The following is a 24,001-nucleotide window of genomic DNA, read 5'->3' on the forward strand; positions in this document are numbered from 1 at the left end:
GCTTTCAGTCCATCAAACTTTGCCAATTGCCTTCGCCTTTGCTTCGTCGAACCACCACAGCGTTTCAACCGGGAAACCATAATCGGGTTTGGGCTCCTTGAAGCCGAACATGTCCCAATAGGCGATCGGATGATTCGCTGAGTACCAGTTTGGAATCCAATCACGCCTGATACGCAAGAGCCGATCTAAAACCCGCAATAGCGAAACCAGTTCGTCACGCGTTCTTGCATCGCTCACTTTAGCGATAAGCGCATCGACAACCGGATCGGCTGTGCCGGGAAAATTATACGAACCCGGGATATCCCTGCCCTTGGAGCCGAATATCTCCTCCAGTGATTCTCTTGTTGGCGTAGGGGAGAGTTGCACCGCCATACCGATCATGTCGAAATCAAAATTCTGAATGCGGCTTTGATATTGCGCGGGATCGGCCAAGCGCAGATAGGCGTTGATGCCCAAGGCCTTCAGATTGTTTACGAAAGGTGAGTAACTGCGGGTGAAGACTTCAGCATAAATCAAGAGTTCAAGATTGAGCGGTCTGCCTTGCGCATCCACCAACTTGTCACCATCCCGTTTGAATCCCGCCTGATTTAAAAGGTCGGATGCACGCTTCAAGTTTTTGCGGTCACGCCCGCTGCCATCAGAAGGTGTTTGCAACAATGCATCGCCGAATATGGCCTCGGGCAACCTGTCACGAAAAGGTTCCAGAATGGCGAGTTCTTCCGCAGAGGGCTTTCCGCTTGCCCGGAAATCCGATTGCTCAAACACTGAATGGGAGCGCTCATATGCACCATAGAAAAGATTTTTCTGGGTCCACTCAAAATCAAAGCACAGTGCAATAGCTTCGCGTACCTGGGGGTCGCGGAAATGCTCGCGGCGCTGATTAATGGCCCAAGCCTGCAATTGCGGGCGCTTTTCCGTTGTAAACTTGCGTTTAATGACACGTTTCTGTTGTACCGCAGGGAAATTGTACTCTGTCGCCCATGTTTTTGCGGTTGCTTCATATCGCCAGAAAATATCGCCTTTTTTGAAAGCCTCGAATTCCGGTTGGCGCTCCCGGTAGAAATCAATTTTAATACGATCAAAGTGGTTTTGACCGCGTTGTACATTCAGGTCCTTGGCCCAATAATCCGCCACGCGTTCATACTCTATGGTTTGGCCAGGAGCGACACGGCCAACACGATATGCCCCCGAGCCAAGCGGCGGTTCCATTGTTGATGCCGCAAAGTCGCGGGTGGCGTACCATTTTTGGGAAAAAATAGGTATTGAGGCAATATCGAGTATCGCACGGTCAGAATGCTTGCCTGAAAAAATCAGCTGCACGGTATGCGCGTCCAGTGCAGCAATTTTGCTCAACTCCGTCAGAACCAGACGGAGTTGGGGATGCCCTTTGTCCTTGAGGGTTTCAAAGCTGAAAACAACATCTTCCGCAGTGATTGGCGAGCCGTCATGGAAGCGGGCTTCCTGCCGCAGTTTGAAGGTGAAGCTATTGCGATCGGCGGAAACGGTAACTGTTTCTGCCACCAGACCATAAATCGAGTCCGGTTCGTCCAGTGCAGATGCCATCAGCGTATCGAAACAGAGTTCCATACGGGGCGGAGCATCTCCCTTGTTCGAGAACGTATTGAGCGTATTGAAGGTTTGGGGCGACTGATTAAAAACCCACGTATTGGGCGAAAAAGCGAAGGTTCCGCCCTTGGGAGCATCGGGACTGGCATAGTCAAAATGCGTAAAATCCTTCGGGTATTTCAACTCGCCAAACGCAGAGAGGCCATGAAGCGGAACGTCCGTCTGCACATCTGCCAAGGCCAATTTTGGAGCCATGGCAGTGAGCATTGCAGCGCCCGAAAGCTTCATAAGTTCGCGGCGGTTAAATCCCGTCATTGGGCGCGCGCTTTCAAAGCCTGTTCCTTTGCGGTGTCGATCCACCATGAAAAGGGATCCATGCCAATATAGTCGGGCTGTTTTTCCGGCATTCCGAATTTGTTCCAGTATGCCACCCTGCTTCGGTCGTCATACCATTGCGGTACGACGTAGTAATTCCACAGGAGTACACGATCCAGCGCATGGGTTGCGGCAATAAGCTCTTCGCGATCCTTAGCAAGGATTACCTTGTCAATGAGTTTGTCGATGGCGGGGTTTTTAATGCCCATATAATTGCGCCCCCCCTTTACGTCCGCATTGGCTGAACCCCAGTAATCGCGTTGTTCATTGCCGGGAGAAAGCGTTTGTCCAATACCCATAATTGCCAAAACATCATAATCAAAATCATTCACTCTTGCCGCATATTGCGCGGCATCGACAGCTCTTATTTGTGCATCGATTCCCAGTTTGCGTAAACTGGCCATGAACGGCCCGATTGTTCGCTCATCACGAGGATCATCACCAAGAAACTCAATGGTCATTGGCTGGCCGGCTTGATTGACCAGCTTGCCATTCTTCTGTTCATACCCAGCCTCACGCAACAATCCCACTGCCTTGCGCAAATTCTCACGCAACGCTTGCGGTGTATCAGAAACCGGATTCTTGAATTCCTGAGTGAATACTTCTTCGGGGACTTCGCCTTTGACAGTTTGGAGGATTTCCAGCTCCTTGCCTTGAGGAAGTCCGCTCGAAGCGAGTTCTGTACCTGAGAAATAGCTGTTGATGCGCTTGTATTCGCCAAAGAACATATTCTTGCTCATGGTCTCAAAGTCGAAAGCCAGGTTTAGCGCCTGCCGAACTCGTATATCCTTGAACTTGTCGCGCCGTGTATTGAGCAGGAAACCCTGCATCCGGCCCGAAGATCGGGTCGGAAAGATCGTTTTAATGACATCTCCCCGGACAATTGCCGGAAAGTCATATTCACGTGTCCAGCGTCCAATGCTGGGTTCGCCACGAAAATCCTGAAAGCCACCCTTCTTGAAAGCTTCCCAGCTGGCATTGGCATCCCGAAAATATTCATACCGGATACGCTCAAAATTGTTGCGTCCAAGAACGGTCGGAGCATTCTTTGCCCAGTAATCAGCGACACGAACCCAGATGATTGTCTTACCGAAATCGACGCTTTCAATTTTATAGGGGCCAGAGCCCAACGGGATTTCCGATGTAGGCTTTGTTATATCGCGCTTATTGCCGTTTTTATCGGTTCCTTCCCACCAATGCTTTGGAAGTACCGGAAACTCACCGATGATACTTGGAAGTTCACGATTGCCCTTAACGCCAAAGGTGAATGTCACTTCACGTTCCCCTGTTTTCTCGGCCTTGGTCACGTCGTGATAATATTTGTTATATAGCGGGCTTTGCTCTTTCAGCACATTGAATGACCATATTACATCGTCGACCGTAATCGGCTGACCATCGTGCCATTTTGCTGTCGGGGTTAATCGGAACTTGGCCCATGAAAAGTCTTCAGGATAAGAGACCGCTTCGGCGAGCAAACCATAGCTCGTGGCGGGTTCGTCAAGGGCACGGTCGAGCAACGTATCGTAGAGATGCCCTCCCATAATTGTACCGCCGGGAAGGCCCGCAGCAGAGGTTCCTTGCACGATGAATGGGTTCAGACTGTCAAAGGAACCTTGAGCTATGAGATTGAGAGTTCCACCTTTGGGTGCATCCGGATTGACGAAGTCATAATGCTTGAAACCGGCCTTATATTTGGGCTCGCCCAAGGCACTCGTAGCATGACGCCATTCCGGTTCCGCCGCATGTGCAATCTGAAGGGTGCCAAGGGTTGTGGCAGCGAGCAGCGCAAGGCTGATAACGAAGCGGCGAAATCTCAAAACAGGTCTCCACAGTTCTATCTGACAGGCAGTCTAAGAGAAAATGCGGCAGAGAACAGGCCTTCGCTTAAAAAACACGGGGAGTTGATACAAAAAAGCCGGGCATTGAGCCCGGCTTTTAGATCGATATGAGTAGGTTTTAGTGTGCTGGCGCTGGCTGAGCAGGCGCTGCGGGTGTTTCGCCCGCTGGTGCCGGAGCGGCAGGTGCAGCGCCTTCAGCAGGCTTTTCACCGGCTGGAGCAGCATCAGCTGCAGGGAATGGCTTCGGGCTATCTGAAAGCGTCTGCAGATAGGCGATCAAATCGGCACGCTCCGGATCTTTCTTGTCACCCGCAAAGCCCATGGCGGTGCCTTTGATATAGCCCTTTGGCGAGGTCAGGAAGTGATTGAGGTGATCATAGGTCCACTTCTCCTGGCCACCCTTGGAGAATTCCTTCATGGCGCCGGAATAGCTGAAACCTTCATGGGTCGCGATCGGGCGCTCAACAATGTCCCAAAGATTCGGGCCGACCTTGTTAGCGCCGCCCTTTTCTGCGGTGTGGCAAGCAGCGCAACGCTTGAACACAGCTTCACCGCGCTTCGCATCAGCTGAAGCGAGCAGGGTTGCCACCGGCACCGCTGCGGCAGGAGCCTCTGCGCCTGCGGTTGCTTCGCCGCCCTCAGGTGCTTCAATAATAAAGCCTGGCTTTTCGGGAGCGTGCGAATTGAACAGGGAGTCGGACATGATGGCCGCGGACATGACAACGAACACTGTTGCCAGAAACGCCATGGCGTACTTATTAAATGCGGATCCCATCGTCGCTCATTACTCCTCTTGCGGAGGGCTTCAATATCTGATCAATGCAAACCGCTGCATTTGTGGCAGAAACCCCTCGTGATTGCGCGGAAACTAGGGGTTTTATCTCCCACTTGCAACACATATAAGGGCGGTTCTGCCTGAGACTTTTTGACACCGTAGGGGTGTGAGGAATGATGAGAATATTGAACCTGATACCGGCAAGAATGGCTTCGACACGGCTTCCCAACAAGCCTTTGGCCGATATTGCAGGCAAGCCGATGATTGTTCACGTTGCTGAGCGCGCCATAGCTGCGGGCCTTGGCCGCACCGTTGTGGCCACTGATACGGCTGAGGTAAAGTTGGCAGTCGAAGCTTACGGGCTGGAAGCTGTCATGACCCGAAGCGATCACGAATCCGGCTCCGACCGCATCTATGAAGCGCTGCAAGCACTCGACCCTGATGGGAATATTGATGCGGTTGTTAATGTGCAGGGTGACCTGCCAACCATCGAACCGGATGTTATAAAGCGCGCTCTATTGCCATTGCTCAATGGTCCTGCCGATATTGGTACGCTGGCGGTCGAGATTCGCCATGAAGCGGAAAAGACCAATCCCAATGTGGTCAAGATCATCGGCTCGCCTTTGAGTGAAACCCAGTTGCGCGCACTCTATTTCACGCGTGCGACAGCCCCTTGGGGCGAGGGGCCGCTTTACCACCATATCGGGCTTTATGCCTATCGCCGGGCCGCTCTTGAGCGTTTTGTCAGGCTTGGCCCTTCGCCGCTGGAGCGGCGTGAGCGGCTGGAGCAACTGCGCGCGCTTGAGGCTGGGATGCGCATTGATGTCGAGATTGTCGATTCTGTGCCGCTGGGTGTGGACACCCAGGAAGATCTGGATCGCGCCCGCGAATTATTGAATATGAAACAAGGCCAAGGATAATGACCAAGACCAACCGCATCTCTTTTCAGGGTGAACCCGGAGCAAATTCCGATACGGCTTGCCGCAACATGTTTCCAACGATGGAACCTATGCCTTGCCCGACCTTTGAAGATGCGTTCAATGCGGTTGAAAGCGGTGCAGCCGATCTGGCAATGATTCCAATTGAAAATACCATTGCCGGACGTGTTGCCGATATCCACCATCTGTTACCGGAATCGCGACTACACATTGTTGGCGAATATTTTCTGCCGATCCATTTTCAGCTGATGGTTCTACCGGGCACGAAGCGCAGCGAGATCACCTCTGTCCACAGCCATATCCATGCACTTGGCCAATGCCGCAAATATATTCGCAAGAATGGCTGGAAGCCGGTGATCGCTGGCGACACCGCCGGTGCAGCGCGGCTGGTCGCGGAAGTCAAGGACAGGACGATGGCTGCTTTGGCGCCGCGTCTGGCATCAAGCCTCTATGGTTTGGATATTCTCGAAGAGGATGTCGAGGACACTGAAAACAATGTCACGCGCTTCGTCGTGCTGACAAAAACCAAAAAATGGGCACCGCGTACCTCCGATGCGCTGATGATGACCACTTTTGTATTCCGCGTCCGCAACGTTCCGGCTGCACTTTATAAAGCGATGGGCGGTTTTGCCACGAACATGGTGAATATGACCAAGCTGGAAAGCTACCAGATCGACGGTAAATTCACGGCGACGCAGTTTTACGCGGACATTGAAGGCCATCCGGACGATAAGAATGTCGCCCAGGCGCTGGAGGAGCTGGAATTCTTCTCGAAGGAAGTGCGTGTATTGGGTGTCTACCCAGCTGACACGACATTCCGAAGCTCGCAAATAAGCGAAGACTAATTATTGAGCTGAGATTCGGTCGAGAAATTGCTGGACTGCTTGATTGAATTGGTCAGGCCGTTGCAGCGGCGCGAAGTGACTGACGCCCTGTAGCAGGAGAAACTCTGCGCCCGGGATGGTGCGCGCGAGATATTCGGCATGTTCCTGCTTGATAAATTCGTCATGCTCGCTTTGAACGACAGTGACCGGCACCGTAATCTTCGCCAGCTCGGCGGCACCATAATTAGGTTCCGTTTTCATCATTCTGCCGACGGCTGCCAGAAAGTCCTCGAACTGATCAGGCGTTGCCGATAACTCGGCATAATCCTTGACATGGCGGCTGAAGCAACGATCGAGCGCTAGGCTTGGCTGGACTTCCTTGGTGCCGCTCGGGTCCATGTTGCAGCCAAAGAAAAAGACACCGGTGACGCGATGCGATGCCTTTATGCCGAGCACCATTGATGTGCAGGCGCCGTCGCTCCAGCCAAGTAGAGCGGCCTTGGCAATGCTCAATCGATCCATGACCGCAAGCACATCGGATGCCATCAGCTCATAGCTATAGGGTTTACTGTCACGCGTGCTGCGGCCATGTCCACGGCTGTCGATGAGAAGCGCGCGGTGTCCGGCATCGACAAGAGCTGGAACCTGATAGCCCCAATTGCCGCCATGGCCCAATCCGCCATGAAGCAGGATTACCGGCGCTCCGGCACCATAGGCAGAATAGTGGATGCTGGCTCCATCGTTCTCAACGAAACCCTCGTCGGTCGCGTCCGGTAATGGCAGCGCACCATTGGCTTCAAAGTTTTTCAGCTCATCATCGCGAAAGTCCACAGGCGTCGCCTTTCTATCCAATGATTAAAACTTGCTCTCCACCCAGCTGCGGATGAGGTGGGCTGCAATGGCCCCTGCGGGCGGCGTCATAAGGCCATCTGGATGCGTACGGTCCATCATGGTCCTGACTTCTTCGCGGCTGAACCAGCGTCCAGCCTCAAGCTCTGCCGTATCCAATATATAATCGTCCGAGAGGGCTTCGGCATGGCAACCGATCATCAAAGAATAGGGGAAGGGCCAAGGCTGGCTGGCATGATAGAGAACACGCCCTACAGGCAGGTTGGTTTCTTCCATGGTTTCGCGGCGCACTGCATTTTCGATAGTCTCTCCGGGTTCGATAAACCCGGCGAGGCAGGAATACATGCCGGTCCCAAAATGCGCCCCGCGCGCCAGCAGGCACTTGTCGCCGCGCACGACCATCATGATTGCCACCGGGTCTGTGCGCGGAAAATGCTGAGCCTCGCAATTGGGGCATGTACGACGATAGCCGCCATCCCGCATGACGGTTTCATGGCCGCAGCGCCCGCAAAACTTGTGGGTGTCATGCCATGAGAGCAGTGACACGGCTTGCGCCATGGCTCCTATCTGATCTGGGGGAATAAGCCCTTGCGTATAGGCCGAACGATAGTCAACCGCCTCAATGCCCATAGGTAGCGCTTCCGGAGAAAGGCCGCTCGGTCCTGCCAATATTGGCATATCGTCTTGAAGGCCGAGATAAATTGTCTTGTTCAACCCCGGGAGAAGCACCGAGGCTGCTTCCATCCCGAAAAACGCATTCCCTTCCGAGGCGCTGCGATCAACCAGTATCTTGCCATCGCCCACCAGCAACATGCGCGCATCGGCATTTGCCAGCGCAAGGGTGACAACGTCGTCACTCCGTTTTTCCGAATGCCGATTGATCCTGTTCCCGGCGAATCCCACAAAATGGCTGGGCTCGGCTAGCGGAGCATCAAAAAGACGAAACGACATGAATGGAAGCTCCAGAACGGGGAAACTGGACGGGGATTGTTTAAATAGCGTCGAGAATCGTTTTCGCAAAGACCTTTGCGTCGTTTTTGCTGTAAGGCTCGCGTGTTCCATGGCCCCAGACCGGCCCAGGCCATGCCGGATCGCCAGTGTTCCGTGCAATGACATGCACGTGTAGTTGGCGAACTATATTGCCAAGTGCAGCCGTATTGATCTTTTCGCAATTGGTAATCGACTTGAGTGCCTGCGCCGCGATGCCCGCCTCGAATGTCAACATCGTCTGATCGAGCGGCGTCAATTCATGAACTTCAGTGATTCCCGGTCTTTGCGGCACAAGAATAAGCCATGGCCAACGCCGGTCATTCATCAAGCGCAGGTCACAAAGACCCAGTTTTACGATGGGGAAGGTATCTGCGTTTAGTTTTGCGTCGAGTGCGAATGTCATGATGTACGAGTAAATAGCAGTTTTTTTCTGTGTGCGCTTGCTTTTTGCGTTGGGATTGCCGATATGAAAACCGGGAGGTTGGTGGTGGACGAGCCACTCGCCAACCGGGTCAGGTCCGGAAGGAAGCAGCCCCAACGAGCCAGGCACGGGTCGCCGTGCCAGCCTCCCACCCTTTTTATGTGTACCTGCCTGTGTCAAAGCCGCAACCGGCATTGACGCTATGGTGCATGGCGGTCCAAACTTGCGCCATATACAAGAAGCAAATGCAGGAGCGGAAACAAACGCGATGGACACGAAAAAGCCAGACAGCGCCTATCGCGTGCTCGCCCGCAAATATCGCCCCGAAAATTTCAACGATCTGATTGGCCAGGAGCCAATGGTCAGGACGCTGACCAATGCGTTCGAGACAGGACGGATCGCGCAAGCGTGGATGCTGACGGGTGTGCGCGGTGTCGGCAAGACCACGACTGCGCGAATTCTTGGCCGCGCCCTCAACTACAAGAATGGCGATATAGACAAGCCAACCATAGACCTCTCTGTCATGGGCGAGCATTGTCAAGCTATCATGGAAGGCAGGCATGTCGACGTGATCGAGATGGATGCTGCTTCCCATACGGGCATTGATGATATTCGCGAGATCATCGAACAGGTGCGTTACCGTCCGGTATCGGCACGTTATAAGGTTTATATCATCGATGAGGTGCATATGCTCTCCAATCAGGCCTTTAACGGCCTGTTGAAGACGCTTGAAGAGCCGCCGCCCCATGTGAAATTCATTTTTGCGACGACGGAAATCCGCAAGGTTCCCATCACCGTTCTGTCGCGCTGCCAGCGTTTCGATTTGCGCCGCATAGATACCAGCCTGTTGACCTCGCATTTACGCAAGATCGCAGGTCTGGAAAACATAACGGTGGACGATACCTCGCTGTCCATGATCGCGCGGGCAGGCGAGGGTTCCGTGCGTGATTCGCTGTCCATTTTCGATCAGGCCATAGCGCATGGAGCAGGCACAGTGAATGGCGAGGCTGTGCGTTCGATGCTCGGCTTGGCGGATCGTGCGCGGATCATCGATTTGTTCGAAATGCTGATGCGCGGCGACGTGGCTTCGGCATTACGTGAGTTCCGCTCGCAATATGATGTTGGAGCTGATCCCAGCGTAGTGTTGACCGACCTTGCCGACTTCAATCATTTGGTCACACGCATTCGTTTTACCCCGGATGTTGCCGACGATATTTCATTGTCAGAAGACGAGCGGCTGCGCGGACGTGATTTTGCAGAGAAATTGTCCATTCGCGTCCTTTCCCGGACTTGGCAGATGTTGCTGAAGGGTATGGCCGAGGTCGAGAATTCAAATCGCCCCGTTCAGGCAGCCGAAATGCTGCTCATCCGCATTGCCCATGCCGCAGATTTGCCCACGCTTGATGAAGCATTGAAGTCGCTGGATGATGGCACAGCTTTGTCTGGTACCGCCGGCGACAATAATGGGCCGCGTCCGAATCCGGGCAATGGCGGTGCCTCAATGGCACGTGCCAGCGATGCGGTGGTAACTGCTCGCGGCACTGTGAACGCGAGTGGCGGCGCAACCATGCGGCTGGTTGAACCAGCTATCCAACCGGAACCGGCCATGCTCGCTTCGCCGCAGATTGTTGAAGAGGCCGTTCCTTCGGTTCAGATAGGCAGTATTGAAGATATCATCGCACTTGCAGACAAGCAGCGTGATATGCAGTTCAAGATCATGGTCAAGAATTGCGTGCGGCTGGTCAGTATCAAGCCCGGGCGTCTTGAGATTAACCTGACCGAAACTGCGCCGAAAACCCTGCTGACAGATTTGTCGCAAAAGCTTGGCGAGTGGACCGGTATTCGCTGGATGGTTTCGCTTTCGCGTGAGGAAGGCAGCAAGACGCTCAACGAAGTCGAAACGGCAAAGCGTGAAGGCTTGCTGAGCGATGCGCGCGCAGATCCGGATGTGGCCGCCATACTTTCGAAGTTTCCGGGCGCCAAGATTATCAATGTGCGCATAGCCACGCCCGCGGGGCAAGCCGATGATGAATTATCCGCAGGTGCAGGTGATGATACATTGGCGCCCGTTGAAGAAGATGATTGAACGATAGGAGATAACCCATGCGTGACATAATGGGCATGATGAAACAGGCCAAGGAAATGCAGGCGAAGATGGCTTCGATGCAGGAGGAAATTTCCGCACTTGAGGCCGAAGGGCAGGCGGGTGGCGGGCTTGTCACTGTCAAACTTTCCGGCAAAGGCGCACTGACTGCACTGACCATTGATCCTTCACTCTTCAAGGAAGATGATATCGAAGTCATTGAGGATCTCATCATCGCTGCGCACAATGAGGCCAAGGCGAAGGTCGAGGCAATCATGGCAGAAAAAACGCAAGCCTTGACTGCGGGCCTGCCAATTCCTCCGGGATTCAAGTTGCCGTTTTAATCCTATTCGAAAGCAACCAGAAGTTTATTGGAAAGAGTGTCTTATTAAGATAGACTGTTCTTGGAGTAGGGAACGAGCTTTCGCCCGTCCCCTGGTCTCCTTTTGAAAATTGAACCCGGAATGTCAGTGACCAGCTGGTCCGGGTTCTTTTCACAATAAGAGTTACGCTAAACGGAAATCTCCGCATAGTTTCACCTCCAAGTCGAGAGCATGGCTGATGCCGCAGTTGGAGAAGCCCGTCCTCTCCAATACGCTGGCTGGCACCGTGCTGCTGCTTTTGCCCTCAAACCCGTTGCGATCACCGATACGATCCTTATCGGGTCTTGGAGCCGGAACAACCAATCCAAGATTGTATTATTTCGACCAAAATGTTGGATGGGTTGAACACTCCGCCGGTCTTTGATTCCCTAAAGCCGCGAATTGCTCTAAACCGGCGATATGTCGAAACGAATCGCCGGTCCAGAAATTGAGCGCCTAATCCAGCTCCTAGCCAAAGTGCCGGGGCTTGGTCCGCGTTCTGCCAGGCGCGCCGCCCTGCACCTTATCAAGAAGAAAGAAGCGCTGCTGATTCCTCTTGGCACCGCGATGCAGGATGCGGCCGAGAAGGTGCGCATCTGCTCAACATGTGGAAATGTGGATACATCCGACCCCTGCATGATTTGCACCGATCCACGCCGCGAACGCGCGACACTGATCGTGGTCGAGGATGTTTCCGATCTTTGGGCGTTGGAACGTGCCGGGTCGATGAATGTCCGTTATCATGTTCTTGGCGGACGCCTCTCTCCGCTTGATGGTATCGGCCCGGATGATCTCAATATTGCGACGCTTGTCGGACGGGTTGCCGAAGGGGAGATCAAGGAGATTATTCTTGCGGTGAATGCGACTGTCGAGGGTCAGACAACGGCACACTATATCACCGATCAGCTGGCAGATTTTGATGTCCGAATTACCAGGCTTGCTCATGGCGTGCCGGTTGGGGGTGAGCTTGACTATCTTGACGAAGGAACATTAACGGCTGCCTTGCGCGCAAGAACCACACTGTGAAGCCTCTAACTTGTCTTTTTCGAGATTTATGGTCGTTATACTAAAATGCGATAGGACCGAAAAATTTCGGGGCCGGGCAACAGGGGCGAAGTTTCATGATTATCCAGGATATGACGCAGCAGGAAATCAAGGAGTTTCTGGCACGCGCAACAATCGGGCGATTGGCGTGCGCGAAAGATAATCAACCCTACGTTATTCCCCTGAGTTTCGCTTACGATGCCGTTTCTCTTTATTCACTCACGTCAGCGGGCACGAAAGTCGACTGGATGCGTGAAAATCCCAAAGTGTGCATAGAGTTTGATGAGATCGTTGCCACTAATAATTGGCAAAGCGTCGTCGTCACCGGAATTTTCGAAGAGCTGACAAGCGAACCCGGCCATATAGAGGCGCGCAATAATGCGCATCGTCTTTTGAGCCGAACGGCTGAGTGGTGGGAACCGGCCTATGTAAAAACGATTTCAAGAAATCATGTCCGTCCGCTGGAACCGGTATATTTCCGTGTTGCCATCATTCATACCACCGGCCACAAAACCGTTGCCAGTTAAGACGCCAACAGTGCGGGGCTCAAAGATTTGATGAAAAAGCATTTTATCATTGGGTTGGGTATTCTGCTTGTGCTGAGCACAAGCACATTATCTGCCTTGGCGGCGTCCAAGCCCGAGGTTGATGCGCAATTCCAAAACTGGCTTGCCAATGATCTTTGGCCTGATGCCAAGACAGCGGGCATTTCGAAAGCAGTGTTCGATCAGGCTTTTGCCGGCGTATCGCCCAATCTGGACTTGCCTGATCTGATTCTGCCGGGCGAAAAGCCAAAGACACCGAAGAAGCAGGCTCAGTCCGAGTTCGGCTCGCCGGGAAAATACTTCAATGATAAGACCATAAATGCCACAACTGCTGGCGGCGTGGCGCGGGCAGGGCAATATGCCCGGACCCTGAAGGCCGTCGAAAGCAAATATGGTGTCCCGGGTGAGATCGTGCTTGCAGTCTGGGGACGCGAGAGCGGATATGGCAGCGTAAAAATTCCAAATAACGCCTTTACCGTACTTGGTACAAAAGCATTTCTGGCCTCGCGAAAGGAAATGTTCCGCAAGGAACTGATGGCTGCGCTGGAGATTGTCCAGAAGGGATATATTGACGCTGGTGCCATGAAAAGCTCCTGGGCCGGAGCGCTCGGTCAGCCGCAATTCATGCCGACCTCTTACCTGCAACATGCGGTGGATTTTGACGGTGATGGCAAACGGGATATCTGGAACTCAGTGCCGGACACGCTGGGTTCTATCGGTCATTATCTCAAGCAATATGGCTGGCAGGCAGGGCGGGACTGGGGCTATGAGGTCACCGTGCCGGAAACCGTGAGCTGTTCCCTGGAGGGGCCGGATCAGGGCAAGCTGTTTTCCGCCTGGGAACAACTGGGTATCAGCCGGGTCAATGGCAAGGCTTTTCCGTCCAGCGAGATGAAGCGTGAAGGCTTCCTTTTGATGCCCGCCGGAAGGCACGGGCCTGCATTTATTGTTACCAAGAATTTTTATGTCCTAAAAGAGTACAATATGAGTGATCTATATGCTCTATTCATCGGGCATATTGGTGATCGGATTGCCCATGGTGCAAAAGGATTCAGCACTGGCTGGGGCGATGTTGGCGGACTTTATCGCTCTGACATTGCCAGCATGCAAAAGACGCTGGAAAAGCAGGGATATGACGCAGGCGGCGTGGATGGGTTTCCCGGTTTCAAGACGCGGCGGTCAATTGGAGCATGGCAGACAAAACAGGGAATGGAGCCAACCTGTTTTCCGGACAATGCGCTTGTCAAAGCGATCAGATAAACGCTTATCCTGATCGTTTACGCTGCTCAAATCCATTTTGGTTCAGGCTTGGATGCGAATTGATCGCGGTAATGACCGCCAAGGCAGCCAGAGAATTAATATCCTTATTGCCGCGGTTGAAGGCTGTCATAACAGTTTCTGCAATGATCTTGGCGTCGTCATCGGTACTCGACTTTACAACGAGCGTTTTGGCGGCTTTGTCGTAGGCCGCCTGCATGATGTTCCAGTCTTCTTGCGAGTAAATCGACTTCGACGCATTATCGAAAAGCATCCTGTGGGCTCCTCCTCAGACCGAACCGAAGCAGCAAATTACCCTGCCAAATGTGGCATGGCAAACCTCAAGCATGTTTGTTCCGGTACAATGGTTCTGAGCGAGAAAGGCTCTAAATCGTTGGTTCTGTCTCGGATGCTTGCCGGATATGCCGTGAAAGCCGGGACCACCTTTGGCTAAACCACGGGGTTACCAGCGATATTTTCTCAAAACGCCTGTTGGTAAATGTTGGAGCGTTCTCTTCGAACGTCCAGACTTTGAAATTGGTCAATTCATGCGGGCCAAACGTATAAATGAGGGGCGTGTCCGCTGCATCACGGCCGCGGGCAACGACAATCCGGCCGATGCGGCGCTGATTATGGCGGGCATCAAACGTGTGCCATTTGCCACCTAGAAAGACTTCGAACCATGCATTGAAATCCATCGGGGCCGGATCAGCGGGTACGCCAATATCACCCATATAGCCATTCACGTAACGGGCAGGAATATTCATGCAACGGCAGAAGGCCACGGCAAGATGAGCGAAATCCCGGCACACGCCGACACGCTCTTCATGGGCCTGTGCAGCCGTGCGTGTGGCCCTTGCAAAACCATAGCTGAATGTCAGACGCTGATTGACGTAATCGCAGATTGTCTGAACTCGTGTCCAACCCGGTTTGACATGCCCGAACAGGCTCCAAGCAAGATTGCTCAACTCGTCTGTTTCACAATAGCGGCTGGCAGAAAGGTAAGCCAGGCATTCCGTGGGAAGTTTGTCGACGGACACTTCTTCGGCATTTTCATCGACCGGATCCGGCAGGCCATCATCGTTGACAACAGCATCATATTTCAGTGACAAATTGCCAGCCGGTGCAACCAGCCGCAGACAATTATTTCCAAACAGATCTGTGAATGTTTCCAGATTAACCTCTGGCGTTGCCGTGGGTCCACGTTCGCATTGAACATCTTTCAGCCGTGCGGATTCCAGATTTAGATAGGTCGTCATAGGGGTTGGCTCGTTGCAACGAATTCCTATCTCGTAACCAACACGGATCAACATGGGCATATCCTTTAATCTTTTCAGAACAACGCCGGGACGGGATGCTGGTTCCGCAGCCTTGAATTTTTTGCGTAGAAGGATTTTGCAATTCGGTTGATTCATAAACTGTTGACTATAAATCACGGCAATTCGAACCAAATCAGCTTATTTGAGTTATGCTAGTACGGTGCGAGATGCGCCGCATGGAGTGGATTGGAATGATCATGGCACGACATCCAGTGAACGACCGGACTGCAAATGTGCTTCGCGAGCAGGTCGTGCGCGCTGATTATCGCCGAACGATCGAAACGGCCCGTCCATCAAAAGTTGAAAAGAATATTCCGGACGTTCTACGTGATCTTTTGCAAAGACTTGATGCGGCTGAAAAGAAGCAAATCCGTTAGCAGCGTGGCTATCTTATCAAAAACAGGTCACCAGGCTTAGTTTTTGATTTGCATCAAGCTGTCATGATAGGGCGCACGTCCTGATTTTGCATTGTGCACGAAGGATCCGAACGAGAGTGCAAAGGCGAAGAATATTACAAATACGATGCCAAGACGCTGAACAAGCATGACAAATCCCGTCGGTATTTGCTGCGAATAGTAACGCGCGCAGCAGTTGAATTTTTACAAATTATGTGTCGCAATATGAACGCCGCCTGAACCTCTTGTTCATCGAGCATTTGTGTTGTCGGTCGATCGCGAATTCAACGGGGGTTGGACTTTTATGATCATTACACTAGCACTTCTGATTGGTGTCATTGCAGGCTTGAGAGCTATGACCGCGCCGGCAGCGGTGAGTTGGGCTGCCTATTTGGGTTGGCTCAATCTGGGTGATAGCTGGCTGGCGTTTTTGGGCTATGCCTTCACGCCCTGGATCATTTCAATACTCGCCATTGGCGAGCTCATCACAGATCAGTTGCCATCGACCCCGAGTCGAAAAGTACCGGTGCAATTTGGCACACGCGTTCTAATGGGCGCAGTCAGTGGCGCTGCCATAGGCATTGCCGGCGGCATGTTGGTTGCCGGGTTGATTGCCGGGGCAATAGGCGCTGTCATCGGCACCTATGGTGGTGCTTATATCCGTAGCGCGCTTGCTGCCCGCTTCGGACAGGATCGGCCTGCGGCATTGATCGAGGACGCAGTGGCTATTATCGGTGCCTATCTGATTGTTGCTTCGCTGCCATGAGTAATTCTTTCGACGCGATCATTATTGGGGCGGGGCAGGCGGGGCCCGCGCTGGCAGGAAGACTTACAACCGCCGGCAGAAAGGTTTTACTCATTGAGCGGAAGCTTTTCGGCGGCACCTGCGTTAACACTGGCTGTATGCCGACCAAGGCGCTGGTGGCAAGCGCCTATGCAGCGCATTTGGCGCGACGTGGCGCTGATTTTGGCGTTACGATCGACACGCCCATCCGCATTAACATGAAACGCATATGGCAACGAGCCGATACCGTTTCCTCAACCGCCCGAAATAATATCGAGAGTTGGCTGAAGGGCATGGATAATTGCACCATTGTGCAGGGTCATGCGAAATTTATCGGTCCGCATGAAATAGTCGTTGGCGGCGAAACCTATACGGCGCCTCAAATATTCATCAATACCGGCGGACGCGCCGTCATTCCGGATATGCCCGGAATTGATGAGATCGATTATCTGACCAATACCGGCATCTTGCAGCTGGACACACTTCCCGAACATCTGGTCGTGATCGGCGGAAGCTATATCGGACTCGAATTTGCACAGATGTACCGCCGGTTCGGTGCAAAAGTGACAATTGTCGAGAAGGGTCCGCGGCTGGTTTCCCGGGAAGATGAAGATGTTTCCGAGGCAATCAGGCAGATAATTGAGGCCGAGGGCATTGAATGCCGTCTGAATGCCGAATGTATTTCGTTCAAACGCCATGCGATGGGTGCGCAAGTCAGTGTCGATTGCAGCTCGGGCGCACCGGCTATCGTCGGTTCGCATGTGCTTCTGGCTATCGGGAGGCTACCCAATACCGATGATCTGGATGTAGAAAAAGCCGGTATCGAGAGGGACGAACGCGGCTACATTAAGGTCCATGATGATCTTTCGACCAGCGCGGATGGAATTTGGGCGCTTGGTGATTGCAACGGGCGAGGGGCCTTCACGCATACGTCCTATAATGATTTTGAGATTGTCGCAGCCAATTTGCTCGACGGAGAGGATCGCAAGGTCAGCGCGCGTATTCCGGGCTATGCGCTTTATATCGACCCGCCGCTTGGCCGAGTAGGTTTGAACGAAACACAGGCGCGCAAGTCAGGCCGACCACTTCTGATTTCCAAGAGGCCGATGACACGCGTCGGGCGCGCAATTGAAAAGGATGAGACCAAGGGTTTCATGAAAGTTATTGTCGATGCGGAAACAAAGAAGATTCTAGGTGCCGCAATTTTGGGAACCGGCGGTGATGAGGCCATTCATGGCATACTCGACATGATGAATGCCGATGTCGATTATGGGAAATTGCAATGGGCAGTGCCTATCCACCCTACCGTTTCGGAGCTGATTCCCACCTTGCTTGATGATTTGAAGCCTGTCGATAACTAGACAGACATCCATAATCGGATACATTTGCTTAAATGGACATACAAACGTATTGACAACTGCCGTATGATCTGGAAAGTCAAATGAAACGTTTCATATTGAAGAAACGGCGATGACCGGATGAATTCAAAAGAATGATTGCGGTTGTCAGGGAGAGATGGAGTTGGCGGGTTTGTGCTCGCTCCGAAGAGCAACCAAGGGAGGAAGCCTCGTGAAGAAACTTTTAGCATTACTGGCAATAACGCTGGCACTGGCCGTGCCGGCGCTGGCTGAGGGCCCCGTCGACACCTCGAAGGTCAACAAGGAATATGTGACCGGAGCCGACGGCAAGTCCTATACGATCGCAACTGTCGTCAAGGTCGATGGCATTGCCTGGTTCGACCGCATGCGCGAGGGTGTCGAGCAGTTCAAATCCGAGACAGGCGCTGACGTCTGGATGGTCGGTCCTAGCTCTGCGGATGCTGCTGCACAGGTGCAGATCGTAGAAAATCTTATTGCCCAGGGCGTAGATGCCATTTGCATCGTGCCATTCTCGGTAGAGGCTGTTGAGCCGGTTCTGAAAAAAGCACGCGAGCGCGGCATCGTCGTGATTGCGCATGAAGCTTCGAACATCGTCAACGCTGATTATGTCCTGGAAGCATTTGACAACAAGGCCTACGGGGCCAAGTTGATGGAAGTTCTGGGTAAATCCATGGACGGCAAGGGTAAGTATCTTGCTACCGTCGGCAGCTTGACATCGAAATCTCAGATGGACTGGATTGACGGCGCCATCGAATATCAGAAGAAGAATTTCCCCGACATGTCGCTCGCGACAGAACGTCTGGAAACCTATGACGATGCCAATCAGGATTACACCAAGCTGAAGGAAGCCATGACGACCTATCCGGACGTCAAAGGTATCCTCGGCGCACCAATGCCGACCTCTGCCGGTGCTGGACGCCTGATCTCTGAAGGCGGATTAAAGGGCAAAGTCTTCTTTGCTGGTACAGGTCTTGTTTCGGTTGCAGGCGAATATCTCAAGAATGGCGATATCCAGTACATTCAGTTTTGGGATCCAGCAGTAGCCGGTTATGCCATGAATGAACTGGCTGTCATGGCCCTCAACAAAAAGACGGACCTTATTAAGGCCGGTCTCAATCTCGGATTGCCCGGCTATGACAATCTGCTGGCTCCAGATGCATCCAGACCAAATGTACTTTTTGGTGCCGGTTGGGTTGGTGTTACCGCAGATAATATGAATTCATATAATTTCTGATTTTTAACGTGACAGGAAAGCGGGGGCGTTGCAGAAGGCCCCCGCTTTCCTGATATTCGCGGATCTCCACCATAGCGGGGAAAGCATGAGCGAAAACCTTCTGGAACTTAAGAATATCAGCAAGCGGTTTGGCGGCCTTGTGGCGCTCGATAATGTTTCGCTTGTTGTGAAGCCCGGGGAAATCCACTGCCTTGCGGGTGAAAACGGCTGCGGCAAATCGACGATCATCAAGACCATAGCAGGCGTTTATACGCCCACCGAGGGGGAGATCCTGATTGACGGTAAGCCGGTAACAGGATTTACGCCTGCGCGGTCCGTACAACAGGGCATCCAAGTTATCTATCAGGATTTTTCTCTGTTCGGGAACTTGACCGTTGCAGAAAATCTGGCGCTGAACACGTTGCTTCTTGAAGGCAAAAAGTCAGTCAGCTGGAAACGGATTCGCGATCTGGCGACCAAAGCCCTGGCGCGTCTTGGCGTCACCATGGACCTTGATGCCGACGTGGAATCGCTACCGACATCCGGCAAGCAGATCGTGGCAATTGCCCGCGCCATGATGGGTGATGCCAGGCTTATCATCATGGATGAGCCGACAACTGCCCTTACACGCCCAGAAGTTGACGCCTTGTTCCGTATTGTCCGCGATATTCAGGCTCAGGGAATTGCAGTGCTTTTCGTCAGCCATAAAATGCGCGAAATGCTGGAAATCAGCGAGCGGCTGACTGTTCTTCGCAATGGCAAAAAAGTTGCAGAAGGCCCGATCAGCGATTTTAACGAGGCGGCCATTACCCGCGCTATGACAGGGCATGACCTCACGGATCAGACCTATGAATGGACGCCTGTAAAAGGTGATGAGCAGCCGCGTCTGAATGTCAAACAGTTGAGTATTCCGGGCACGTTGGAGAATATTGACCTGACATTGCGCGCGGGCGAAATCGTCGGCTTATCCGGTCTGATCGGCTCCGGTCGTACGGAGCTTGCGCTGGCACTTTTCGGGATGAACCCAAAATATACGGGTTCGGTGACAATTGACGGCAAGGCCGTCCACCCGAAGACCGTACAGGACGCCATCGCCAGCGGTCTTGCCTATGTGCCCGAGGACCGTCTGACCGAAGGGCTGTTTCTTACCCAGTCAATCGAGCGCAATATGCTCGCTACCTCCTTCGAAAACTTCGTCAGCGGTATGTTCATTGACCGCAAAAAAGCGGATGCGGCGACGAAAGCCATGTTTGGAGCGATGCAGATTGCAGCGCCCGGTCCCCAGACTCCGGTCAACCATCTTTCCGGTGGTAACCAGCAGCGCGTGGTGCTCGCCCGGTGGTTGTTGACAGGCGCGCGTGTCCTTATCCTCAACGGCCCTACCGTTGGCGTCGATGTGGGCTCCAAAGCCCAAATTCATCGGAAAATCCGTGAGCTGGCTACCGAGAATGGTTTGGCTGTGCTGATGATATCTGACGATGTTCCCGAACTCGTTCAGAATTGTAACCGTGTCATTGTCATGCATCGCGGACGTTTTGTTGATGAAGTCGCAGCAGATGCATTGAACGAAGACGCATTGAACGACCGGTTGAAGGCTTTGAAATGACGATTTTTCGCCGATCAGAATTTATCATCGCCGCCATTCTACTGGTCGCCATGATCTTTATTGGATTGATTAACCCGGCCTTCTGGTCGCTGGACAATATGTTCGGGTTGCTCCGCAGCAACGTCATTATCGGTATCATGGCGCTGGGCGTCCTTGTCGTAATGATTTCCGGCGGTATCGACGTATCCTTCACCGCCTTTGCGGTGGCGGCGATGTATCTGACCGTCAAGGGCATGCTCTATTTCGGTTATGAAGGCGTGCTTGTGCCCTTTATAGCTGCAACCCTTATCGGCCTCGTTCTTGGCGCGTTCAATGCGTTTTTCATTCATACATTCCGGATGATTCCGCTCATTGTCACGCTTGGAACCGGCAGTGTCGTGCGCGGTCTGTTGCTCGGCCTGGTCGGTACCAGCATCATCAATATCGATAAGATGCCGCCGGAGCTGATTAATTTTGCCAAGGTCAATCTCGTCAATTCAACATCGGCAACCGGAACGAATTTCGGCCTGACGGCCATGATCCTCATCTATCTCGGCCTTGCGCTCGTGACGCATCTTTTTCTGCGCTACACGATGATCGGGCGCAGCATTTTTGCCTATGGCGGTGCGCCGGAAGCTGCCAAGCGTGTGGGCTTCGATACGCGCAAAACATTGTTCTTTGTCTATTGTTTTGCAGGCGCTCTGGCAGGATTTGCCGGTCTTTTGCAGGGCTCGATGATCTGGCAAGCGAACCCGCGTGATTTCGCAGGTTTCGAGCTTGATGTCATTGCAGCGGTCGTGCTGGGCGGCGCATCGATCTTTGGTGGACGCGGCAGCGTTGCCGGAACCTTGCTCGGAGTGTTCATGCTCGTCATGGTCAAGAATAGCCTGATCATCATGAAGGTCGATACGACATGGCAACGCGTTGTCGTCGGCTTGATTATCGTTGGAGCGACTGCGCTGACAGCGTGGCGCGATCGCAAGAAACTGGTGTGAGAAGCACAATGTCAGACCGTTCAATCGCCAAACGTATTTTCGGGCAGGATCGCAATATCCTGCAGCTTATTGCCATCACCATTCTGGTTTTTGCACTGATGTCATGGCTGAATCCGGACAAGTTCCTGCGCTACTATAATTTTGAGTCCATTACCTACATCATGCCCGAGCTTGGCATTCTGGCGATTGCCATGATGATTGCCATGCTGACCGGCGGCATCGATCTGTCGGTGGTAGGCATTGCCAATCTTGCCGGCATTCTTGCCGGCGTATTCTTCCACTCGGTCATTGTCGGAACAGATCAATCCACCGGGATGATCCTGCTCTATACAGGTATCGGCATATTGCTCGCGCTCGGCATCGGATTGCTGGCGGGATTATTGAACGGGTTCCTGATTTCGAAGCTGCGGATTACGCCTATCCTTGCGACGCTGGGAACTGGACAGATTTTCACTGGTCTTGCCGTGGTTCTCACCGGCGGTCCCGCAATCACGGGCTTTCCGGATGGCTGGAACTTCATTGGCAATGGCAAGGTGCTGGGCTTGGCAACGCCATTCGTGCTGTTCGTTATCGTAGCAGGTGCAGTCGCCATCCTGCTGACGCGTACAACCTTCGGCGTCAACCTGATGCTCATCGGTACCAACCCCCGCGCTGCAATTTTTGCCGGTCTGCGCAAGGATCGCATGATCCTTTATTCTTATATGCTGACAGGCATGATGGCCGCCATCGCCGGGATTATCCTTTCCGGCCGCACAAATGCTGCCAAGTCGGATTATGGTGCATCCTATCTTCTGCAAGCTGTTTTGATTGCCGTTCTTGGAGGCACCAACCCCGCGGGCGGCAAAGGCAGGGTGCTTGGCGTCTCCATTGCATTGATTGCGCTGATGTTGCTTTCTTCCGGCTTCCAGATATTGCGGTTCTCTAACCATCTGATCGATTTCATATGGGGTGGATTTCTGCTCATCGTTATTGCCCTGAATGCTTTCCGCAATACAGATAGATAAGAGTTGTAATTTGAGGGACATACATATGGCACGACGCATCGCAGTGGTCGGCAGCAACATGACTGATCTGGTCACATCGATCATCCGCATGCCTGCACCCGGTGAAACACTGGAAGCGCCTGAGTTTTCCATGGGCTTTGGCGGCAAGGGCGCAAATCAGGCTGTTGCTGCGGCAAGACTTGGTGCTGACGTTTTGATGCTCACCAAAGTAGGTGATGATGTTTTTGGTCAAAGCACGATCAATAATCTCAAAGACAACGGAATTGATATCTCCCATGTCGGGACAGTTCCCGGCAAATCGAGCGGCGTTGCGCCAATATTCGTTGATGAAACGGGTGAAAACTCCATCCTCATTATCAAGGGTGCCAATAATGATCTCAAGCCTGCCGATATAGATGCGGCCGCAGAGGATCTTAAAAAATGCAGCCTGATCCTGATGCAGTTGGAAGTGCCGCTGGAAACTGTGTATTACACGCTCGCATTTGCCGAGAAGCATGGAATTGAAACAATTCTCAATCCGGCACCTGCTGCACCGGATTTGGATCCTTCAAAAGTCACGACAGCCACTTTCGTCGTTCCTAACGAGTCTGAGCTGGCCTTGTTGACCGGGTTGCCGACGGGAACAGATGACGAAATCGAACAAGCAGCGCGGTCGCTGATCGCCAAAGGTATACGCACAGTCATCGTCACGCTGGGCGCGCGCGGAGCCCGCTTGATAACAAAAGATCAATCAACAATGATTGCTCCGGTCAAGGTCACGCCGAAAGATACAACCGGCGCTGGCGATGCCTTTATAGGCAGCTTCGCGCGGTTCTATGTCGAAACCGGTGAACTTGAACCATCGCTGAAGAAAGCTGCCATTTATGCGGCAGATTCCATCACACGCCCAGGCACGCAGAAGTCCTATGCCACAGCCAGGGAATTCGAGCAGTTTCTGACCACCCAATCCGCTTAAATGAAGAGGTAAGCAACCGTGCTGAAGAATCTCGATCCGCTGCTGAATGCCGATGTTCTCTACGCCCTGAAATCCATGGGGCATGGTGACCGGCTTGTTATTTGCGACACCAATTTCCCGGGCGATTCCATCGCACGGCAAACGAAATTGGGCCGTCTTTTGCGTATCGACGCTGTAACGGCGCCACGTGCTGCCCGAGCGATCCTTTCGGTTATGCCGCTTGATACATTCATCGACGACGCAGCGGCGCGAATGGAGATTGTCGGAAACCCAGACGAAGTGCCGGATGTGCAAATCGAAATGCAGGCAGAGATTGATCAGGCTGAAGGCAAGCATTGGCCAATGGTTTCAATCGACCGGATGGCGTTTTATGAGCATGCCAAAAACGCCTACTGCGTTATCGCAACAGGTGAGCGCCGCTTTTATGGATGCTTTATCCTGACGAAGGGCGTCATTGCGCCGGATAACGCTTGAGCCTGGAGCAAAGGCCGCTCCACTAGATGCT

General features: G+C 53.0%; 24 protein-coding genes and 1 other RNA gene. 17 read left to right on the forward strand and 8 right to left on the reverse strand.

Translation table 11 applies throughout. From position 1 onward, the window contains the following. Positions 1–12: 12 nt before the first annotated feature. The 3 genes from V9K92_RS05880 to V9K92_RS05890 all read right to left on the reverse strand — a co-directional run bounded on the left by V9K92_RS05880 (position 13) and on the right by V9K92_RS05890 (position 4,554). A complete protein-coding gene (locus V9K92_RS05880; protein WP_337353927.1) occupies positions 13–1,881 on the reverse strand; it encodes an extracellular solute-binding protein in 1,869 nt (622 codons plus the stop codon). Further along, complete coding sequence (locus tag V9K92_RS05885) at positions 1,878–3,758, reverse strand: extracellular solute-binding protein (RefSeq protein WP_440807245.1); 1,881 nt, start codon at positions 3,756–3,758, stop codon at positions 1,878–1,880. The genes V9K92_RS05880 and V9K92_RS05885 overlap by 4 nt, the downstream gene beginning before the upstream one ends. A 139-nt stretch (positions 3,759–3,897) precedes the next feature. After that, positions 3,898–4,554 (reverse strand): c-type cytochrome, encoded by a 657-nt coding sequence (locus V9K92_RS05890; RefSeq protein WP_336440653.1) that lies wholly within the window; start codon positions 4,552–4,554, stop codon positions 3,898–3,900. Between the two features lie 176 nt (positions 4,555–4,730). Here V9K92_RS05890 and V9K92_RS05895 point away from each other — a divergent pair, with 176 nt between their 5' ends. Together V9K92_RS05895 and V9K92_RS05900 are read left to right on the forward strand one after the other, a co-directional pair. Then, positions 4,731–5,474: a 3-deoxy-manno-octulosonate cytidylyltransferase gene (locus tag V9K92_RS05895; RefSeq protein ID WP_115051364.1), complete on the forward strand. Its 744-nt coding sequence runs from the start codon at positions 4,731–4,733 to the stop codon at positions 5,472–5,474. Further along, entirely contained in the window at positions 5,474–6,337 is an 864-nt protein-coding gene (locus V9K92_RS05900) for a prephenate dehydratase (protein ID WP_307282471.1), read from the forward strand. Before V9K92_RS05895 ends, V9K92_RS05900 begins: the two co-directional genes overlap by 1 nt. Here V9K92_RS05900 and V9K92_RS05905 read toward each other — a convergent pair whose 3' ends face one another. The 3 genes from V9K92_RS05905 to V9K92_RS05915 are packed head-to-tail and all read right to left on the reverse strand — an operon-like array spanning position 6,338 to position 8,561. Further along, positions 6,338–7,147 carry an alpha/beta fold hydrolase gene (locus V9K92_RS05905; RefSeq protein WP_336440652.1) on the reverse strand — a complete coding sequence of 270 codons (810 nt, stop codon included), beginning with the start codon at positions 7,145–7,147 and terminating at the stop codon, positions 6,338–6,340. 24 nt (positions 7,148–7,171) lie between these two features. Then, positions 7,172–8,116: an NAD(+) diphosphatase gene (gene nudC / locus V9K92_RS05910; RefSeq protein ID WP_337353556.1), complete on the reverse strand. Its 945-nt coding sequence runs from the start codon at positions 8,114–8,116 to the stop codon at positions 7,172–7,174. A 40-nt stretch (positions 8,117–8,156) separates the two neighbouring features. Beyond that, on the reverse strand, positions 8,157–8,561 hold the full coding sequence (locus V9K92_RS05915) for an HIT domain-containing protein (RefSeq protein ID WP_115051608.1): 405 nt from the start codon (positions 8,559–8,561) through the stop codon (positions 8,157–8,159). A 70-nt stretch (positions 8,562–8,631) separates the two neighbouring features. Here V9K92_RS05915 and ffs point away from each other — a divergent pair. The 6 genes from ffs to V9K92_RS05945 all read left to right on the forward strand — a co-directional run bounded on the left by ffs (position 8,632) and on the right by V9K92_RS05945 (position 13,870). Then, an RNA gene (ffs, locus tag V9K92_RS05920) (signal recognition particle sRNA small type) lies at positions 8,632–8,728 on the forward strand. 50 nt (positions 8,729–8,778) lie between these two features. Then, entirely contained in the window at positions 8,779–10,662 is a 1,884-nt protein-coding gene (locus V9K92_RS05925; protein ID WP_337353557.1) for a DNA polymerase III subunit gamma/tau, read from the forward strand. A gap of 17 nt (positions 10,663–10,679) precedes the next feature. Then, entirely contained in the window at positions 10,680–11,003 is a 324-nt protein-coding gene (locus tag V9K92_RS05930; RefSeq protein ID WP_008122553.1) for a YbaB/EbfC family nucleoid-associated protein, read from the forward strand. A 438-nt stretch (positions 11,004–11,441) separates the two neighbouring features. Beyond that, entirely contained in the window at positions 11,442–12,047 is a 606-nt protein-coding gene (gene recR, locus V9K92_RS05935; RefSeq protein ID WP_307282478.1) for a recombination mediator RecR, read from the forward strand. A gap of 95 nt (positions 12,048–12,142) precedes the next feature. Beyond that, the gene (locus V9K92_RS05940) at positions 12,143–12,592 is read left to right on the forward strand and encodes a pyridoxamine 5'-phosphate oxidase family protein (protein ID WP_115051358.1); all 450 of its coding nucleotides are present in this window, start codon (positions 12,143–12,145) and stop codon (positions 12,590–12,592) included. 30 nt (positions 12,593–12,622) lie between these two features. Then, positions 12,623–13,870 carry a lytic murein transglycosylase gene (locus tag V9K92_RS05945; RefSeq protein WP_337353558.1) on the forward strand — a complete coding sequence of 416 codons (1,248 nt, stop codon included), beginning with the start codon at positions 12,623–12,625 and terminating at the stop codon, positions 13,868–13,870. Between the two features lie 4 nt (positions 13,871–13,874). On the opposite strand, the gene V9K92_RS05950 is transcribed toward V9K92_RS05945, so the two are convergent. Together V9K92_RS05950 and V9K92_RS05955 are read right to left on the reverse strand one after the other, a co-directional pair. Further along, complete coding sequence (locus V9K92_RS05950; protein ID WP_337353559.1) at positions 13,875–14,141, reverse strand: hypothetical protein; 267 nt, start codon at positions 14,139–14,141, stop codon at positions 13,875–13,877. Positions 14,142–14,253: 112 nt separating this feature from the next. Beyond that, positions 14,254–15,180, reverse strand: a complete 927-nt coding sequence (locus V9K92_RS05955; RefSeq protein ID WP_115051607.1) for a transglutaminase-like domain-containing protein — start codon at positions 15,178–15,180, stop codon at positions 14,254–14,256. 203 nt (positions 15,181–15,383) lie between these two features. Between V9K92_RS05955 and V9K92_RS05960 the strand changes: the two genes are divergently transcribed. The 9 genes from V9K92_RS05960 (at position 15,384) to V9K92_RS06000 (ending at position 23,970) form a co-directional block, all read left to right on the forward strand. Beyond that, positions 15,384–15,563 (forward strand): hypothetical protein, encoded by a 180-nt coding sequence (locus V9K92_RS05960; RefSeq protein ID WP_336440648.1) that lies wholly within the window; start codon positions 15,384–15,386, stop codon positions 15,561–15,563. A 322-nt stretch (positions 15,564–15,885) separates the two neighbouring features. Next, entirely contained in the window at positions 15,886–16,347 is a 462-nt protein-coding gene (locus tag V9K92_RS05965) for a DUF4126 domain-containing protein (RefSeq protein ID WP_307282484.1), read from the forward strand. Next, complete coding sequence (locus tag V9K92_RS05970; protein ID WP_337353560.1) at positions 16,344–17,726, forward strand: FAD-containing oxidoreductase; 1,383 nt, start codon at positions 16,344–16,346, stop codon at positions 17,724–17,726. The genes V9K92_RS05965 and V9K92_RS05970 overlap by 4 nt, the downstream gene beginning before the upstream one ends. Before the next feature lie 208 nt (positions 17,727–17,934). Continuing rightward, the gene (locus V9K92_RS05975; RefSeq protein ID WP_115051353.1) at positions 17,935–18,978 is read left to right on the forward strand and encodes an autoinducer 2 ABC transporter substrate-binding protein; all 1,044 of its coding nucleotides are present in this window, start codon (positions 17,935–17,937) and stop codon (positions 18,976–18,978) included. A gap of 85 nt (positions 18,979–19,063) precedes the next feature. Next, a complete protein-coding gene (locus tag V9K92_RS05980; protein WP_336440646.1) occupies positions 19,064–20,563 on the forward strand; it encodes a sugar ABC transporter ATP-binding protein in 1,500 nt (499 codons plus the stop codon). Next, on the forward strand, positions 20,560–21,537 hold the full coding sequence (locus tag V9K92_RS05985) for an ABC transporter permease (RefSeq protein ID WP_115051351.1): 978 nt from the start codon (positions 20,560–20,562) through the stop codon (positions 21,535–21,537). The genes V9K92_RS05980 and V9K92_RS05985 overlap by 4 nt, the downstream gene beginning before the upstream one ends. A gap of 8 nt (positions 21,538–21,545) precedes the next feature. Continuing rightward, positions 21,546–22,541 carry an ABC transporter permease subunit gene (locus V9K92_RS05990; RefSeq protein WP_115051350.1) on the forward strand — a complete coding sequence of 332 codons (996 nt, stop codon included), beginning with the start codon at positions 21,546–21,548 and terminating at the stop codon, positions 22,539–22,541. A gap of 25 nt (positions 22,542–22,566) precedes the next feature. Further along, entirely contained in the window at positions 22,567–23,496 is a 930-nt protein-coding gene (rbsK, locus tag V9K92_RS05995) for a ribokinase (RefSeq protein WP_337353561.1), read from the forward strand. Between the two features lie 18 nt (positions 23,497–23,514). Continuing rightward, positions 23,515–23,970: an RbsD/FucU domain-containing protein gene (locus tag V9K92_RS06000; RefSeq protein WP_115051348.1), complete on the forward strand. Its 456-nt coding sequence runs from the start codon at positions 23,515–23,517 to the stop codon at positions 23,968–23,970. Positions 23,971–24,001 lie beyond the last annotated feature (31 nt).

The sequence above is a fragment of the Phyllobacterium sp. CCNWLW109 genome (genome assembly GCF_037203905.1).
Classification (GTDB): Bacteria; Pseudomonadota; Alphaproteobacteria; order Rhizobiales; family Rhizobiaceae; genus Phyllobacterium; species Phyllobacterium ifriqiyense.

What these genes read in the sequence shown, in the direction of transcription:
- V9K92_RS05880 (WP_337353927.1), bottom strand. Translation starts at nt 1,881, where the DNA reads ATGACGGGATTTAACCGCCGCGAACTTATGAAGCTTTCGGGCGCTGCA.
- V9K92_RS05890 (WP_336440653.1), bottom strand. Translation starts at nt 4,554, where the DNA reads ATGGGATCCGCATTTAATAAGTACGCCATGGCGTTTCTGGCAACAGTG.
- V9K92_RS05895 (WP_115051364.1), top strand. Translation starts at nt 4,731, where the DNA reads ATGAGAATATTGAACCTGATACCGGCAAGAATGGCTTCGACACGGCTT.
- V9K92_RS05900 (WP_307282471.1), top strand. Translation starts at nt 5,474, where the DNA reads ATGACCAAGACCAACCGCATCTCTTTTCAGGGTGAACCCGGAGCAAAT.
- nudC (WP_337353556.1), bottom strand. Translation starts at nt 8,116, where the DNA reads ATGTCGTTTCGTCTTTTTGATGCTCCGCTAGCCGAGCCCAGCCATTTT.
- V9K92_RS05925 (WP_337353557.1), top strand. Translation starts at nt 8,779, where the DNA reads ATGGTGCATGGCGGTCCAAACTTGCGCCATATACAAGAAGCAAATGCA.
- V9K92_RS05930 (WP_008122553.1), top strand. Translation starts at nt 10,680, where the DNA reads ATGCGTGACATAATGGGCATGATGAAACAGGCCAAGGAAATGCAGGCG.
- recR (WP_307282478.1), top strand. Translation starts at nt 11,442, where the DNA reads ATGTCGAAACGAATCGCCGGTCCAGAAATTGAGCGCCTAATCCAGCTC.
- V9K92_RS05940 (WP_115051358.1), top strand. Translation starts at nt 12,143, where the DNA reads ATGATTATCCAGGATATGACGCAGCAGGAAATCAAGGAGTTTCTGGCA.
- V9K92_RS05945 (WP_337353558.1), top strand. Translation starts at nt 12,623, where the DNA reads ATGAAAAAGCATTTTATCATTGGGTTGGGTATTCTGCTTGTGCTGAGC.
- V9K92_RS05950 (WP_337353559.1), bottom strand. Translation starts at nt 14,141, where the DNA reads ATGCTTTTCGATAATGCGTCGAAGTCGATTTACTCGCAAGAAGACTGG.
- V9K92_RS05955 (WP_115051607.1), bottom strand. Translation starts at nt 15,180, where the DNA reads ATGTTGATCCGTGTTGGTTACGAGATAGGAATTCGTTGCAACGAGCCA.
- V9K92_RS05960 (WP_336440648.1), top strand. Translation starts at nt 15,384, where the DNA reads ATGGCACGACATCCAGTGAACGACCGGACTGCAAATGTGCTTCGCGAG.
- V9K92_RS05965 (WP_307282484.1), top strand. Translation starts at nt 15,886, where the DNA reads ATGATCATTACACTAGCACTTCTGATTGGTGTCATTGCAGGCTTGAGA.
- V9K92_RS05970 (WP_337353560.1), top strand. Translation starts at nt 16,344, where the DNA reads ATGAGTAATTCTTTCGACGCGATCATTATTGGGGCGGGGCAGGCGGGG.
- V9K92_RS05980 (WP_336440646.1), top strand. Translation starts at nt 19,064, where the DNA reads ATGAGCGAAAACCTTCTGGAACTTAAGAATATCAGCAAGCGGTTTGGC.
- V9K92_RS05985 (WP_115051351.1), top strand. Translation starts at nt 20,560, where the DNA reads ATGACGATTTTTCGCCGATCAGAATTTATCATCGCCGCCATTCTACTG.
- V9K92_RS05990 (WP_115051350.1), top strand. Translation starts at nt 21,546, where the DNA reads ATGTCAGACCGTTCAATCGCCAAACGTATTTTCGGGCAGGATCGCAAT.
- rbsK (WP_337353561.1), top strand. Translation starts at nt 22,567, where the DNA reads ATGGCACGACGCATCGCAGTGGTCGGCAGCAACATGACTGATCTGGTC.